The sequence below is a fragment of the Faecalicoccus acidiformans genome, assembly GCF_014202635.1.
GTDB classification, from domain to species: Bacteria; Bacillota_I; Bacilli_A; order Erysipelotrichales; family Erysipelotrichaceae; genus Faecalicoccus; species Faecalicoccus acidiformans.
Genome location: NZ_JACHHD010000009.1, coordinates 41,318 through 57,778, shown reverse-complemented (window position 1 = coordinate 57,778; position 16,461 = coordinate 41,318). Strand labels below are relative to the sequence as shown.

14 protein-coding genes are annotated in these 16,461 nt (G+C 33.7%); all 14 read left to right on the top strand.

Going from position 1 to position 16,461, the window contains the following annotated elements; all coding sequences use genetic code 11:
* Positions 1-18 precede the first annotated feature (18 nt).
* Positions 19-747, top strand: coding sequence for a glycosyltransferase family 2 protein (locus HNQ43_RS05385; RefSeq protein ID WP_183375533.1), 729 nt, complete (start codon positions 19-21; stop codon positions 745-747).
* A 17-nt stretch (positions 748-764) separates the two neighbouring features.
* Positions 765-1,568 (top strand): glycosyltransferase, encoded by an 804-nt coding sequence (locus tag HNQ43_RS05380; RefSeq protein WP_183375531.1) that lies wholly within the window; start codon positions 765-767, stop codon positions 1,566-1,568.
* Positions 1,569-1,576: 8 nt separating this feature from the next.
* Positions 1,577-2,575: a glycosyltransferase family 2 protein gene (locus HNQ43_RS05375; protein WP_221248004.1), complete on the top strand. Its 999-nt coding sequence runs from the start codon at positions 1,577-1,579 to the stop codon at positions 2,573-2,575.
* 62 nt (positions 2,576-2,637) lie between these two features.
* The gene (locus HNQ43_RS05370; RefSeq protein WP_342353960.1) at positions 2,638-3,771 is read left to right on the top strand and encodes an ABC transporter ATP-binding protein; all 1,134 of its coding nucleotides are present in this window, start codon (positions 2,638-2,640) and stop codon (positions 3,769-3,771) included.
* An 8-nt stretch (positions 3,772-3,779) separates the two neighbouring features.
* Positions 3,780-4,562 carry an ABC transporter permease gene (locus HNQ43_RS05365; RefSeq protein WP_183375529.1) on the top strand — a complete coding sequence of 261 codons (783 nt, stop codon included), beginning with the start codon at positions 3,780-3,782 and terminating at the stop codon, positions 4,560-4,562.
* A 1-nt stretch (position 4,563) separates the two neighbouring features.
* The gene (locus HNQ43_RS05360) at positions 4,564-7,053 is read left to right on the top strand and encodes a glycosyltransferase family 2 protein (RefSeq protein WP_183375527.1); all 2,490 of its coding nucleotides are present in this window, start codon (positions 4,564-4,566) and stop codon (positions 7,051-7,053) included.
* Between the two features lie 202 nt (positions 7,054-7,255).
* The gene (locus HNQ43_RS05355; protein WP_183375525.1) at positions 7,256-8,407 is read left to right on the top strand and encodes a MerR family transcriptional regulator; all 1,152 of its coding nucleotides are present in this window, start codon (positions 7,256-7,258) and stop codon (positions 8,405-8,407) included.
* A gap of 111 nt (positions 8,408-8,518) precedes the next feature.
* The gene (locus HNQ43_RS05350) at positions 8,519-11,074 is read left to right on the top strand and encodes a transglutaminase domain-containing protein (RefSeq protein ID WP_183375523.1); all 2,556 of its coding nucleotides are present in this window, start codon (positions 8,519-8,521) and stop codon (positions 11,072-11,074) included.
* 15 nt (positions 11,075-11,089) lie between these two features.
* Positions 11,090-11,857 carry a hypothetical protein gene (locus HNQ43_RS05345; RefSeq protein ID WP_183375521.1) on the top strand — a complete coding sequence of 256 codons (768 nt, stop codon included), beginning with the start codon at positions 11,090-11,092 and terminating at the stop codon, positions 11,855-11,857.
* The gene (locus HNQ43_RS05340) at positions 11,851-12,879 is read left to right on the top strand and encodes an acyltransferase (RefSeq protein WP_183375519.1); all 1,029 of its coding nucleotides are present in this window, start codon (positions 11,851-11,853) and stop codon (positions 12,877-12,879) included. Before HNQ43_RS05345 ends, HNQ43_RS05340 begins: the two co-directional genes overlap by 7 nt.
* A 68-nt stretch (positions 12,880-12,947) precedes the next feature.
* Entirely contained in the window at positions 12,948-13,847 is a 900-nt protein-coding gene (rfbA, locus tag HNQ43_RS05335) for a glucose-1-phosphate thymidylyltransferase RfbA (protein ID WP_183375517.1), read from the top strand.
* The gene (gene rfbC, locus HNQ43_RS05330) at positions 13,844-14,419 is read left to right on the top strand and encodes a dTDP-4-dehydrorhamnose 3,5-epimerase (protein WP_183375515.1); all 576 of its coding nucleotides are present in this window, start codon (positions 13,844-13,846) and stop codon (positions 14,417-14,419) included. Before rfbA ends, rfbC begins: the two co-directional genes overlap by 4 nt.
* Position 14,420: 1 nt before the next feature.
* Positions 14,421-15,455, top strand: a complete 1,035-nt coding sequence (gene rfbB / locus HNQ43_RS05325; protein ID WP_183375512.1) for a dTDP-glucose 4,6-dehydratase — start codon at positions 14,421-14,423, stop codon at positions 15,453-15,455.
* 39 nt (positions 15,456-15,494) lie between these two features.
* Positions 15,495-16,352: a dTDP-4-dehydrorhamnose reductase gene (rfbD, locus tag HNQ43_RS05320; RefSeq protein WP_183375510.1), complete on the top strand. Its 858-nt coding sequence runs from the start codon at positions 15,495-15,497 to the stop codon at positions 16,350-16,352.
* Positions 16,353-16,461 lie beyond the last annotated feature (109 nt).

Sequence of the window (16,461 nt, the reverse complement as noted above, 5' to 3'; positions counted from 1 at the left end):
AAAATTCGGGGTCTTAAAGTGGAAGAGAAAACAGTTTCAGTGGCTATGGCAGCCTACAACGGACAAAAATATATTGCGGATCAGATGGAATCGATTTTACATCAATTGAATCCTACGGATGAATTGATCATTTCTTTGGATTTCTCAACAGATCAAACAGAGGAAATTGTTTTGGAGCGCGCAAAAAAGGATTCGCGTGTTCATGTGATCCCGGGTCCGAACAAAGGTGTAATTAAAAATTTTGAGAATGCGATCGCTTATACACAAAATGACATCATTTTTCTGGCGGATCAGGATGACTATTGGCTCCCTGGAAAAGTGAAACGAGTATTGAAGGAGTTTGAAGATCCAAGTGTGCAAGTGGTGATGCACGATGCATCTATCGTAGATGAAAAAATGGTCATTAAAGAACCATCTTATTTTTCTTATCGCCATGTAAAATTAGGAATCAGGGAAAACATGATCAGAAACAGTTACATAGGTTGCTGCATGGCTTTTAAAAGCAATTTAAAAGAGCGAATTATTCCATTTCCTAAAAGAATACCTATGCATGATCAATGGATCGGATTGGTCGGAGAGTTGGAGGGAAAGAATATTCTCATCCCGGAAGTATACTTGTTGTATCGCCGGCATGAGGATAATAAAACAGATATGAAGCATGCCGGCATTCGTCAAATGATCAAATGGCGTAAAGATCTGTTTTATGAAATCGAGAAGTATAAAAAATATAGATTGAACAAAGGATAACAAACAACGGAGTAAGTATGTTTATAAAATATGGAATTTTAGTAATATACAACAAAAAAATTAGTGAATCGAGATCCTATCGATCTCTTTTATCTCAAGATCTTACTCTTATTGTTGTTGACAATAGCACAGAAAGGCAATTTGTTGATTTTAATCAGTCTACAGTAAAGCAGAATCATCAAATATATATTACGATGGAAGGAAATAAAGGCTTGCCGAAAGCTTATAACAAAGCGATAGATTGGATCTTTTCACATAAAGAGGATCCTAACAACTATGTTGTTCTTTTGGATGATGATACAAATATTCCTTCTGATTTTGTCAAAAAAATGAATGAAGAGATCAAAAAAAGTCTAAAACCAATCTATTTGCCTGTTGTCAAAGATTCGTTGGGCATACTTTCTCCAAGTAAGATGAGTAAGCATGGATACTGTCATAGAATACAAAAGATTGAGGAATTGACGCCGCAAAACATCTGCGGAATCAACAGTGGAATGGTGATTCAGTTATTGATTTTTAGGGATTATCGATATGACCAGCGGATGTTTTTAGATTATGTAGATCATTCTTTTATGCGCGATATGAGAAATAAAAATATCAAGATACAGGTTGTGGATACTGTTTTAGAACAATCTTTTTCGGCGGTCACGGACTCTAAAAGCAGCGCCAGAAAAAGGTTAAGAATCTTAAAAAAGGATTTAAACTGTTTTTATGATCAAGGATTTATTTCCAGGATCATCTATCATTATGTCATGATCCGAAGAATCTTTAGACACATCGTATATTATAAAGATATATCTATCTTATGGGCGTTAAAATAGGAGGCGGCATGGAGAACTTGATGATATCAGTCGCAATGGCTACTTACAATGGAGAACAATATCTTCAAGCACAATTAAATTCTATTCTGCAACAATCTTTGCCTGTAGATGAAATCATTATTGTCGATGATTGTTCGACAGACAAGACAGTATCGATCATTGAGAAATATCAGAATGAGGATTCAAGAATCTTGCTCTTTCAAAATATGAAAAACTTGGGCTATAAGCTGAACTTTAAAAAAGCTTTATCGAAATGCAAAGGAGATTATATCTTTCTGTGTGATCAAGATGATATTTGGGATGTTGATAAAATTAAGGATATGATTTCCGTTTTGAAAGAGCATCCAGCTATTTTATCCTTGGCATCTTCTTTTCGTGAGATTGATCAGAATGATCGACCTGTAGAGGTCAAACTGATTCCTGGACGATCGAATAACAATCTTTTATTAAAACCCGTAGAAGAGAACGCACTGATTGAAATGACATTGAATGAATTTGTTTTTCATAATTATTTTCAAGGGTGTTCTATGGTTATCAAAAAAGAACTCAGAAATAAATTTGAGGAGAAATTTATAGATACTCTTCCTCATGACTGGGTCCTCAATATTATCGCATCGGCAGAAAAGGGAATGTATTTCTACAACAAGCCGTTATTTTCTTATCGCATCCATGACAAGAATACGATAGGATTGCCGGACAATCAAAAACCAACGGTTAAGCAAAAGTTAAATAGAATATTTAATTATGATATACGCGCAGCTTTTGCCCAGGAAAGATTTGATTCTTTATCAGCAATTAAAGAGATTTATCCAGAATACTATGAAAGTGTTCCTGAATATGATTCGATGCGGATATTCTACAAGAATCATTTAGATTTTTTAAAGATGGGAAAACCTGTTTCGATCGGACTTCAGAATATGAATCCGTATTATAAAGATTTAAAACCATTAAAGGCTAGGCTCATGGATATTTTTTTCTGTCTTTTGCGGAAATTCAGACTGGTTTAAGGGCCAGGCCTTTTTTTAATAGAGATATGTGTTAGAATATATTTGTTTTGCGAGGTGATCTTGTGAATAAAGAAAATGCGATTGAAGTACGAAATATGTCAAAGCATTTTAAAGTGGATTATGACAAAGCGCATACTTTAAAAGAAAAGCTTTTGTTTTGGAATCGCGGAAATACTGAAGTTCATGAAGTTTTAAAAGATATTAATTTAGATATAAAAAAAGGTGAGACTGTCGCATTGATCGGGACCAACGGTTCGGGTAAATCAACTCTTTTAAAATTGATGACCAAAATTATTTTTCCAAATAAAGGATCGATTAAAACAGATGGAAAGTTAACCTCTTTACTAGAATTGGGTGCAGGCTTTCATCCTGATTTTACAGGAAGGGAGAACATTTATTTTAATGCATCAATTTTTGGACTGACAAGAAAACAAATCGAAGGTAGAATCAAAGATATTATTGAATTTTCAGAATTAGGAGAGTTTATCGATAATCCTATCCGTACATATTCTTCAGGAATGTATATGCGGTTGGCTTTTTCAGTGGCTATTAATGTAGATGCGGATATCTTATTGATTGATGAGATTTTAGCGGTTGGAGATCAACATTTTCAAGAAAAGTGTTATGCGAAACTGGAAGAACTTAGAGATTCAGGAAAAACAATCGTTATTGTTACTCATAGTTTAGGTGTTGTAAAAGAATTATGTCATCGAGCTATCTGGATCTACAAAGGAGAGTTTAAGCTTGATGGCGATCCTACTTATGTGATTGGCGAATATTTGAAGCAGGTTGCTTTAGATCATAAAGAACAACGTATTAAAAATCTTCAAGAAGGTAAACAGAAAGAAAAGGGTATAACATTTATAGATATGCCTAAAGATTTCGCTTCTGTTAAAAAGAGCAATCATTCTATGCTATGTCGTGGATGGGCAATCACAGATAGCAGTTCAGCTTCTTTCAAATTAGTTTTAGATGATACCGAACTTTCAAAGATAAAAAGAGTTTGCCGCAAAGATGTATATGATGTTTATTACGAAGATTTCGCTGGATTTATGGATGAGAATTCTATTGGCTGGGAATATGAGTTGCCTCTAGAACAACTTGAATGTGGTAAACATAAATTGTTTGCGAGATATATTTTGCCAAACAATGAAATTCTGGAAGAAAAAGAAGTAACTTTTGAATTAACTGAATAGGTAAGAATATGCAAATTATTAAAAATATATGTAATTATAGAGAATTGTTGAAATCGAATGTAAAGAAAGATATTCGTGGGCGCTATAAAGGGTCTTTTTTAGGCGTGCTATGGTCTTTTATTAATCCATTGCTTCAGGTGGTTGTCTATTGGATAGTATTTCCATATCTATTCAGAGGGGCTGGAATTGATAATTACTTAGTGTATCTAATTACTGGTATTATTCCTTGGAATTTTTTCTTAGTGGTCATTACTGGAGGTACAACAGCAATCAAAGGAAATGCGGGAATTATTAAAAAAGTATATTTCCCCAGGGAGATTTTATTGATTTCTCAAGTGCTAAGTGGATTGGTTAACTTTTTGATTTCGTGTGTCATTATCTTGATATTTTGCATTGGAACGGGAGAAGGGGTTTCAATTTATTTAGCCACTCTACCTCTGTTAGCTTTGATTCAAGCGATATTAAACCTTGGACTTATCTTTATTCTTGGGGCTATCAATGTTTATGTACAGGATATTGAGCATATTGTGGGATTTGTGTTGCAAATGGGATTTTATGCAACCCCAGTGATTTATAGTTTGAATATGTTACCAACTTCTTCTTTATTATACAAATTGATTAGCCTAAACCCTATGACAATAATTATTAATGCATATAGGGATGCTTTTTTATATCAATGTTGGCCAAATTTTTTATCTTTATTTGGAGTTTTGGTCTTTTCCTTATTGGTTTTAGTAATAGGTTATTTTATTTTTAGAAAATTAGAAAAAGGGTTTGCTGAGGTATTGTAAAATGTTATTTTTTCATAATATTGGAGATAATGAAATAGTTTGTTATATAGATAGAGTGCAGCTAAAAAATACATATATTGAGCAGTCTTTTTATATTTATGGATGGGCATTTCATTCTGGTGGCAAGGAAATTCAATATGATATTCAATTAGACGGAGTTTCGGTACCATTTGAAATGAATGGTGTATTAAGAGCAGATGTTGAAGAGAAATATTCAAAGTATTTACGAAATTCTAGAGTGGGATTTGTATTGAGCGTAAAGTTTCAAACATTGCCAAAATCAATTCAGTTTTTTGCTGAGGCAGAAGGCCAAAGAAAAAAAATATTAGATTACAATGAAAAGAAAATCTTAGAAATAGAAGAAGCAGATTTGATTGATTCATATATTGATTATTTTAAATGCGGAGATAATAATGAATTAATTGTCACTGGATGGGCATACTCTCTAGAAGGTAAGAATATTAATTACAAATTATTTGATCAAGATGGCCAAGAAATCGAATTTAAGCTTCAAAAAATGAGTCGAGCGGATACCGTTGTGTTAAAAAAGTTATCACTCTCACAAAAATATTGCGGCTTTCAGATAAAATTCAAGGGAGATAAAAAACAAACATATATTTTAGAATTTGATGATGGGGAACATAAAAGACAAGAAAAGTTATTTATGTCTGCTGGACTTTCTGTAAAGACCTTTAAGAACTATTTAAGTTACTTAGAACCTTCTAATTTAAATAAATCTAAAAAATTTATAGATGAATATGGGATGAAACGATTTCTGAAGAGATTATCTCTGGGCCCCAATGCTGGGGATATTCGTTATCAGTTTTGGTTTGAAGATCATAAGGCAACAGAAGCAACATTAGAAAAACAAAGGAATACTAGTTTATCATATAACCCCAAAATAAGTATTATTGTGGCTACGTTCAATACAAAAGATACATATTTAAAAGATATGATTGAAACAGTTATAGCACAAACTTATATAAATTGGGAGCTGTGTATTGCTGATGGAAGTTCTACAGATGCAGTAGAGAACTATATCAGAGAGCATTATTCTGAAGAAAAGCGGATAAAATTTAAAAAGTTGGATAAAAACTATGGAATTTCCGGAAATATGAATGGAGCTCTTGAAATGGCTGAAGGAGATTATATAGCTCTCTATGATCATGATGATATGTTAACTCCAGATTGTTTGTTTGAATTTGTTTCTAGTATGCAAGAAGTACATCATGATTGTTTATATAGTGATGAGGATAAATTTGATGATGCGCTAAAAATTTATACGGATCCACATTTTAAACCGGATTTTAGTATAGATTTACTTCGTTCCCATAATTACATCACACATTTTTTTGCTGTAAAGAAAAGTATTGTGGATGAAGTAGGGGGGATGCGGCCAGAATATGATGGAAGCCAAGATTATGATTTTATATTTCGATGTATAGAGAAATCCAAGAGCATTTATCATGTGCCTAAGATTCTCTATCATTGGAGAATGCATCCTGCTTCAACTGCTCAAGATCCCGCAAGCAAGATGTACTGCTATGACGCAGGTAAAAGAGCAATTGAAGCTCATTTAAAACGCTGTGGAGTAGAGGGAAGTGTAACGATGTTAGATGCTCCACTTTATGGAATGTATCATGTGCGATATAAAATAATAGGCAATCCTTTAATTTCTGTTATTATTCCAAATAAAGATGAAACCGAAACTCTTAAAACTTGTATAGAGTCCTTGGAAAAGATCAATGTTTATAAAAATATTGAAATTATTGTTGTCGAGAATAATAGCACTACTCCAGAAATCTTTGAGTATTATCATGAAGTAGAAGATAAGTATCAGAATGTTAGAGTCATTACATGGAAAGACGAGTTTAATTATTCTGCAATTAACAATTTTGCTGTGACCTTTGCTAAGGGAGAATATTTGTTATTTTTGAATAATGATGTAGAGATTATTAATGAAGATGCTATTGAAGAATTGTTAGGATGTGCCCAAAGAAAAGAAGTAGGAGCAGTGGGAGCAAAACTGCTTTACCCTGATAATACTGTGCAACATGCGGGTGTTGTAGTCGGTTACAAAGGTTATGCAACTCATGCTTATACTGAAATTGATCGAGATGATTTTGGACATATGGGTAGACCGCGAGTATCCTCAAACTATTCTGCAGTGACTGCTGCTTGTTTGATGGTTCGTAAAGAGATATATGATAAAGTTGACGGATTTGATGAGCAATTTAAGGTTGCATGCAATGATGTGGATTTTTGTTTGAAAATCAGAAAACTAGGTCTATTCAATGTCTTTAATGCCTTTTCTTTATGGCATCATTTTGAATCTAAAACTCGTGGTTATGAAGACACACCTGAAAAATTAGAACGATTTAATAATGAAATAAAAAAATTTCAGGAAAAATGGCCAGACATTTTAAAAAATGGAGATCCATTCCATAATATTAATTTTAATTTGGATAAAGGACCTTTCAAATTATATTGATTATGAAATTAGGAATGATTATATGATGTTTTTAAGCAAAGAAAAATAAGCTTTAGCTTGAAGATTTTATCAGGAGATGTTTTTATATTTTCTAATAAAACTTGTTTATTCAAGCAATTCAAATTTCTAAACTTAAAGAAAAAATCAATGAGTTAATTCAAAAGCTAACTATAAAAGAATACGAGGATCGAAAAAAAGAAAAATGAGTTCTTATTCAACAGGCCAATTCGCTAAACTGGCAAACGTCACAGAACGCACTATTCGATATTATGATAAAATAGGGCTGTTAAAACCCTCTTTTGTTATGGGAAATGGATATAGAAAATATACTCAGTCCGATTTATTGAAATTACAAAAGATATTGTCATTAAAACATATGGGTTTTTCATTGGAAGAGATTTTTCCTATGGTTCTTAAAGACGAGAATGTTAAAGAATCATTTTCTATGCAGATTGAATTATTAAATAATCAGATTGCGCATTTACAGGGGATTAGAGACTCCATGGAGGCTTTAGTCCACAATGAAGATGACAATATTAACTGGGATCAAATTATTTCTTTGCTTCAAATGTCTAATATTGAAGAAGATATTGTTAAACAATATAAGAATTCTAATAATTTAAAAGTGAGGATATCATTACATGATCGGTTCTCGACAAATAAAAAAGGTTGGTTCAATTGGCTTTATGAACAAATTGATTTTTCAAAAGTTACGCGTCTTTTAGAGATTGGGTGCGGTAATGGAAAGCTTTGGTTAAATCAAAAAGTCGATTTGAGAAATCGAGAAATATTTTTATCTGATATATCGGATGGAATGGTACAGGAGGTTCGCAAAAAGTTAGGGAATGATTTTAACTGCATCCAAGTAGATTGTCAGTCAATACCTTTTAAAAATGAATACTTTGATGCAGTGGTGGCTAATCATGTGATGTTTTATGTTCAAGATATCCAAAAAGGGTTATCTGAGATTGTAAGAGTTTTACGAAAGAATGGTGTATTTTACTGCAGCACTTACGGAAAATGTCATATGAAGGAAATAACCGAAATTGTAAAGTCTTATGATCCGCAGATTGAGTTATCACAGAATAAGCTTTATGATGTATTCGGACTTGAAAATGGTGAGGAAACTCTTAAAGAATTTTTTTCCAATGTACAATTGAAAGAATATGATGATGCGTTGATAGTTGATCAAGCACAACCTTTGGTGGACTACATTATGAGTTGTCATGGAAATCAAAGTGAAGTGATTGGTCCCAGATTAAATGAATTTAAGCAATATATCGAGAAATTAATAAATGAACAGGGTTCGATTCGAATTACAAAACAAGCCGGACTGTTTATTTGTTTAGTTTAGAGTTAATTTTTTTATACACAATCTTTGCCACACATTAATTAAAATACGACCAATTTGTAATATTTAAGAGCTAGAACTAAGACGATCTAATGGGTGAGGAGAGATTAATATATGATAAAACCAATGATGAATAGAATCATAGCTTTTTTTCTGGCTCTTTTTGTCAGCATTCAACCTGTTTATGCTCTTGATGGAAAGAAAGATTGGAGTAATGATCCGAGTTTCCATCCTTTTTTGTATTCACAAGAAGATAACCAATTGATTATCAATTTTGAGTTTAAGAATGTGAACCCTGTATCAGGGGATCAAGCGTCCATTAATTTACCGGTAGAATATATGGAGTTCAAAGATACAACTGAAGAATATATTTATGCTTATCAAAAGGATTCCAACGAATCTACAGATGAAGTTCTAGGCAAGGTGAAAATTGATAATGGAGAAGCTATTATTACTTTTATAGATTCTGATTTAGATTATATTGATTATAAGGGACAGTTCACTGTTGAAGGATCTTTTAGAAATCAGAATAATGCTTCCTCATCTGTTATTTGGTATATGAATGATTTAACTACTGAGGAATTGGAGTTACCACAGAATAATAATGAAGATCATTCAAGTGAACAAACAGGACCGGAGAACAATGGGAAAGCGGAAAGTGAAGATTCTGAGATTATTGAAGACGAGAATAGTCAGAATGAAGAACTAGATAGTAGCGTTAATAACAAGGAAGACGAATCATCAGATTTGTCAAACGAAACTTCAAATAGTAGTGTAACAAATGTGGATAATCAAGAAGAAGATAGTCAAGAAATAGAGAAGGATGAAGCTGAAAATTCGAATACTAATGGAAACAACGAGAAAGAGGATTCGATAAATTTACTGGCGGATGAAGCAAGTGTAAAGTATCAAACTCATGTACAAACTTATGGATGGCAGAGTACTGTCTCTGATGGAGCAACTAGCGGTACTTCAGGACAAGCAAAAAGATTAGAAGGAATTAAGATTAATTTAGGAGACACAGGATATTCTGGAGGTATCCAATATCGAACGCATGTTCAGACGTATGGTTGGCAAGGATGGAAGCAAAACGGGGAGTTGAGCGGTACAACCGGCCAAGCAAAAAGATTAGAAGCTATTCAGATTAAACTTACTGGGGAACTTGCTAATCACTACGATATATATTACCGAACTCATGTTCAAAAATTCGGATGGCTTGGATGGGCAAAAAATGGAGAAAGTTCTGGTACTTCAAGTTATGCTTATCGAATGGAAGCCATTCAGATTGTTCTTGTAAAGAAAGGCGGAGTGGCACCGGGTGATACGTCTACCACTTATAAAACTCAACTAGTGACTTATCAAACTCATGTACAAACTTATGGATGGCAGAGCACTGTCTCTGATGGAGCAACTAGCGGTACTTCAGGGCAAGCAAAAAGATTAGAAGGAATCAAGATTAACTTAGGAGATACAGGATATTCTGGAGGTATCCAATATCGAACGCATGTTCAGACGTATGGTTGGCAAGATTGGAAGCAAAATGGAACAGTGAGTGGAACCAGCGGACAGGCAAAAAGATTAGAAGCTATTCAAATCAAGTTAACAGGAGATGTGGCAAATTACTATGATGTCTATTACAGAGTACATGTACAAACATATGGCTGGCTAGGCTGGGTTAAAAATGGAGATAAGGCTGGTACTGAGGGAATGGCTAAACGAACAGAAGCCATTCAAATTCAGATTCGAAAAAAAGGAGATACTAGCATAAAAACTTCTAATGGTTATCTTGGAACAGATAGAATAGGAAGTTTAAAATATAGTGTTAATTCTTCGTCTTATGGTTGGCAAAGCGAAAAGACTAATGGTGCAACAGCTGGAACTACAGGACAAAGTAAAGCTATTAATGGTATTAAAATTTCTATAGATAATAACTCAGGTAATTTATATTCTGGCGCTGTGAATTATAAAGTAAATTTTTCTCATTCAGGTTGGACAGATATTTATTCAAGCGGGCAAGAAGTTACATCCACTAATCCAATGCTAGCAATTCAAGTTTCATTGACTGGGGAAATGAATAAGTATTGTGATATTTACTATCGTACGCATTTAGCTCATCTTGGTTGGTTAGGTTGGGCTATGAATGGACAAAGCGCCGGTAATTCCTCAAAGTCAGGGAATCAAGTGGAGGCTATAGAAATAAAAATTGTTCCTAAGGGTACAGTTGTCGGATCGAATTCCGGCTATTATCGGGAATATGCATCAGATCTTGAGCAAACTGCTAATGAAATAAATAATTCGTTAGGTAGGGATTTAAGAGCAGCATTTAATTATGCGAAGAGTATTACGTATTCAAGATATGAACCAGCTGATAATAATGCTTATGGCAGTGCAAACTATGCTTCATATGGTTTCTCAAGGCATAGAGGCAATTGTTATGTAATGGCAGCTGTATTTACTTATCTTGCTAGAGATTTGGGTTATGATGCTCATCAAGTGGGAGGTTATCAAGGCAGTTATAACACCCCGCATTCATGGGTTGAAATTAATATGAATGGAACAATCTATGTGTTCGATCCTGATTTTGAAAAGGAATTAGGCCGTAATGGCTATATGTTTACATACGGTACTTCAGGAACATTAAAATATCATAGTTATTCTAGAATGAATTAGTTGGAGGGTTTTTATATGAAAAAGAAGATTAAATTATTATTTGGATCAATGTTCTGCTTTTCTTTGTTTTTGACTGGTTGTCAAGGACAAGAATCCGATGAAGTCAAAGAAAAGGAAGTCGAAGAAAAAATCATTGGTGAGAAACTTTCTGGAGAAAATGTGTACAAAGTCTCTCTAATCAACGATACAGGTAATGACATTGTGGGTTTTTCAATAAAAACTGATACAATGGATTATAGCGAAAACATGTTAAAAGAAGATGAAGTTTTTGCTAATGAAGAAACAAGAACATTGTATTATGATGCAACAGAGGCTATTGAAAATAATGAAACGGAACAAGAAGGATCTGAGATGCAAATTTCTCCAGATTATACCATTAAACTTGATTTTGAAGATTCATCATATGAGTTGCACTCTTTTCCTTTCGAAGATGTGAAGGAAGCAACGATCAAGTTTGAAGATGATATTTGTTTCATAGAGTATGAATCTCTTGACCAAGAAGCTAAAGTTTCAACAAAAGATGCAGAACAAAGAATAAAAGAAGAGTTGGCAACACAATCAGAATCACAGGAAAATAATGTGACGACAGAGCAAAACCAACAAAATATTTCTGAGCAACAGGCTGTGCAACAACCTGCTCAACAACCAGTTCAAGAACAGCAACCGGTACAACAGCCGGTGCAAGAACAACCAGTACAACAACCTGTCCAAGAAACACCTCCAGCAGATACAGGTTCTTCGGCTAATGAAGGGTGCTTAGGAGACAGCGTTGAAACATGGTAAAACAAGAACCGATTTATAGCTTTTATTATTTAAGAACTATCTCATGTTTGGGAATAGTTCTTTTACATTTTATGAGTGGAGCCATTGGATTATATGGATCTGTTATTAGCCAAAATGAATTGTTGATATCTCAAATTATTTTAAATTTACTGCTTTGGTGTGTACCATGTTTTGTTATGATTACGGGAGCTCTATTACTGGATAAGAATAAACAACTGTCACTAGATAAAATATTAAAAAGATACGTTTTAAGAATTCTAGAAGCTTTATTGTTTTGTTGCATTATTTTTGTGGTTTATGATGTCATAGTCCACAAAGAATCGTTTGATTTGTATACTGTCATTCAAGTATTTCTTGATTTTTTTCAAGGCAGTAGTTGGTCTCATTTATGGTATCTATATTTGTTGATTGGTATATATTTGCTGCTGCCTATTTACAAAGTTGTTACGAAAGGTGCTTCGGATAAACTGATTAAGTATTTATTACTAATATATTTTGTGTTTTTATCTGTAATTCCTATGTTAGAAACGATCGGAATCCATATTGCTTTTTATATTATGGTTAGTTCTGTTTATCCGTTCTATTTATTTTTTGGATATGCACTTCATCACGGAATAATATCTCTAAAACGATATCAATCTTTTTTTATGATAGTTTTATCTACTTTGTGTATTATTTTTTTAACAATTTTCAATCAAGAGAATTCGCATTATAATTTAGGAAATGTATTATCAAATTATTCTTCGGTTTTTGTCATAGTACAGTCTATTGGGATCTTCTCTTTGGTTGATAGCATCAAGTGGAAAAATCGGGAATGGATAAAAAAACTCGATGTTTTAACTTTTGGAGTCTATTTGATCCATATGCTTTTTATAAGATCGATTCTAAAGTATCTTAGTATTAATCCTTTTTTAAACCTACCTGTTGTAACTATATCTCTTCTTGTAATAGTAGTTTTTATTCTGTCGTTACTTACGGTAGTTATTCTAAAAAAAGTTCCAATAATCAATAAATTTATATAATCGATTGACCCTTACGTTACGTAAGGGTTTATTATTTATGATAGAATAAAACTTAGGAGGATAAAAAAATGAAAGGAATTATTTTAGCTGGGGGTAGCGGAACCAGATTATATCCATTAACAAAAGTAACAAGTAAACAATTATTGCCGATTTATGATAAGCCTATGATTTATTATCCTATGTCGATTTTAATGCAGGCTGGAATTCGAGAAATATTGATTATTTCTACACCAGATGATACTCCTCGTTTTCAAGAATTATTAGGAGATGGACATCAGTTTGGAATTGAACTGTCTTATAAAGTACAGCCAAGCCCAGATGGGTTAGCACAAGCTTTTATTTTAGGAGAAGAGTTTATTGGTTCTGATTCTTGTGCCATGATCTTAGGCGATAATATTTTCCATGGTCATGGTTTGACCAAACGATTAAAAGCCGCTGCCAAAAAAGAAGTGGGAGCTACAGTATTCGGATACTATGTAGAAGATCCAGAGCGTTTTGGTGTTGTTGAGTTTGATGAAGAAGGAAAAGCTATTTCTTTAGAAGAAAAACCGGAACATCCAAAGTCAAACTACGCAGTTACGGGGTTGTATTTCTATGATAATAAAGTGGTTGAATATGCTAAAAATTTAAAACCAAGTGCTCGAGGAGAATTAGAAATTACGGATTTGAATCGTATTTATTTAGAGAATAATGAATTGAATGTAACTTTATTAGGAGATGGTTTTACTTGGCTCGATACAGGTACACATGAATCTTTAGTAGATGCAACAAATTTTGTAAAGACGATAGAAGAACATCAGCATCGAAAGATTGCTTGTTTGGAAGAAATTGCATTCACTAATGGATGGATCTCTTTGAAGCAATTGGAAGAGATTTACGAAATCTATAAGAAGAATCAATATGGTGCTTATTTGAAAAAAATTATGGATCGGAAATATATCAAAGGTGAGGAGGAGTTCAAAGGATGAAAGTAACAGAAACTAAAATTCCTGGTGTCTTGATTATTGATACAGATGTTTTTGGAGATCATCGAGGTTATTTTACCGAAACGTATTCAAAACCTAAGTATGAAAAACTAGGAATTACTGTTGATTTTGTGCAAGATAATATGTCATTTAGTGCTCAGCAAGGAACATTGCGAGGATTGCATTGGCAAAATCCTCCCTATGCACAGTCTAAACTAGTATCTTGTACTAAAGGAAAGGTGATCGATGTAGCGGTAGACATTCGTAAAGGAAGTCCTACCTATGGTCAATGGGTAAGTGTGGAACTAAGCGCAGAAAACCACAGACAATTCTTTATTCCACAAGGATTTGCACATGGATTCTTAACTTTAACTCCAGATGTAGAATTCCGTTATAAAGTGGATAATGTATATAACAAAGAATCAGAAGGTGGAATGCGTTATGATGATCCGACAGTCAATGTGGATTGGGGGACATTATTAGATGGCATTGAACCTGTTCTTAGTGAAAAAGATCAAATTGGACCAACTTTAGAAGAATCAAATAATCAGTTTGTATATCAGGAGGAAAAATAAGATGAAGTTTTTAGTTACTGGCGGAGCTGGGTTTATTGGAGGAAACTTTGTTCATTACATGGTGAATAAGTATCCAGAAGATATGATCGTTAATTTAGATAAATTGACATATGCAGGCAATTTAGAGACTTGCAAACCGGTAGAAGATAAACCAAATTATAAGTTTATTAAAGGAGATATTGCAGATAGAGATTTTATCTTTGATTTATTTGAAAAAGAACATTTTGATGTTGTGGTAAACTTTGCGGCCGAAAGCCATGTAGACCGCAGTATTGAAGATCCGGAAATTTTTGTAAAAACCAATGTCATGGGAACAACCACTTTGTTAGATGCTTGCGTTAAATATGGGATTAAACGTTATCATCAAGTATCTACAGATGAAGTATATGGAGATCTTCCATTAGACAGACCAGATCTATTCTTTACAGAAGAAACACCGCTTCATACTTCAAGTCCATATTCAAGTGCAAAAGCCAGTGCGGATTTATTTGTGTTAGCATATCATAGGACGTATGGACTTCCAGTGACGATCTCTCGTTGCTCAAATAACTATGGCCCATATCATTTTCCCGAAAAATTAATCCCATTAATTATTTCACGCGCTTTAAATGATGAAACGATTCCTGTATATGGAACGGGAGAGAATGTTCGAGATTGGCTGCATGTATATGATCATTGTACTGCAATAGATTTAATTGTTCGTAAAGGACGCGAAGGAGAAGTCTATAATGTTGGTGGTCATAACGAAAGAACAAATCTTCAAGTTGTCAAAACTGTTTTGAAAGCTTTAGATAAACCAGAGAGTTTGATCACTTTTGTAGAAGATAGAAAAGGACACGACCGTCGTTATGCGATTGATCCTACCAAATTAGAAACTGAATTAGGATGGGAACCAAAATATACCTTTGACACAGGTATTCCAATGACAATTCAATGGTATTTAGACAATAAAGAATGGTGGGAGAACATCATCAGCGGTGAATACCAGAACTATTTTGAAAAGATGTATGTAGAAAAAGGAAGAGCAGAGAAATAGAGATTGTATAACAATCTCTTTTCTTGCATAGGAGGAATCATGAAATTATTAGTAACAGGGTATAAAGGGCAGTTAGGATTTGATGTTGTGAATGAAGCTCATTCACGCGGCATAGAAGCTGTTGGTGTTGATATTGATGAAATGGATATTACTAATGCTCAGCAAGTAAATGACGTAATTAAGGCTGGAAACTATGATGCAGTAGTGCATTGTGCAGCTTGGACAGCGGTTGACAAAGCAGAAGAACCAGAACTATTAGATACGGTACGGGCCGTGAATGCGACAGGTACACAAAATATTGTGAATGTTTGTAAAGAGTTAGATATTCCGGTGATGTACTTTTCGACAGATTATGTATTCAACGGACAAGGCACAACTCCTTGGAATGAATATGATGAGAGACATCCTTTGAATGTTTATGGACAAACAAAGTATGAAGGAGAATTGGCAGTAGAAGCTTATCCTAAACATTTTATCATTCGTATTGCGTGGGTATTTGGCAAGAATGGAAATAATTTTATTAAGACAATGCTTCGCTTAGGCAAAGAAAAAGGAGCGGTTAGCGTAGTAAATGATCAAATTGGCAATCCGACTTATACGTTTGATCTGGCAAAATTGGTTGTCGATATGATTCAAACGGATAAATACGGAATTTATCATGCGACGAATTCTGGAGATTTTATCAGCTGGTATGACTTTGCCTGCGAGATCTTTAAACAAGCAAAAATGGATGATGTTAAAGTGACGCCGGTGGACAGTAGTGCTTTTCCGGCAAAAGCGACTCGGCCAAAAAACTCTCGGATGAATCAAACGGAATTAGATAAAAATGGTTTTAACAGATTGCCGGCTTGGCAAGATGCACTGGCAAGATATTTAAAAGAAATTAGAACGGAATAATTAGTATATGCTAAGAAAAATACTTAAAGATAAGATTTTTTTATCATGGATTGTATTCCTATTATTATCGTTAATTATTGTTATTCGACCTATTCCTTATGATAATCTA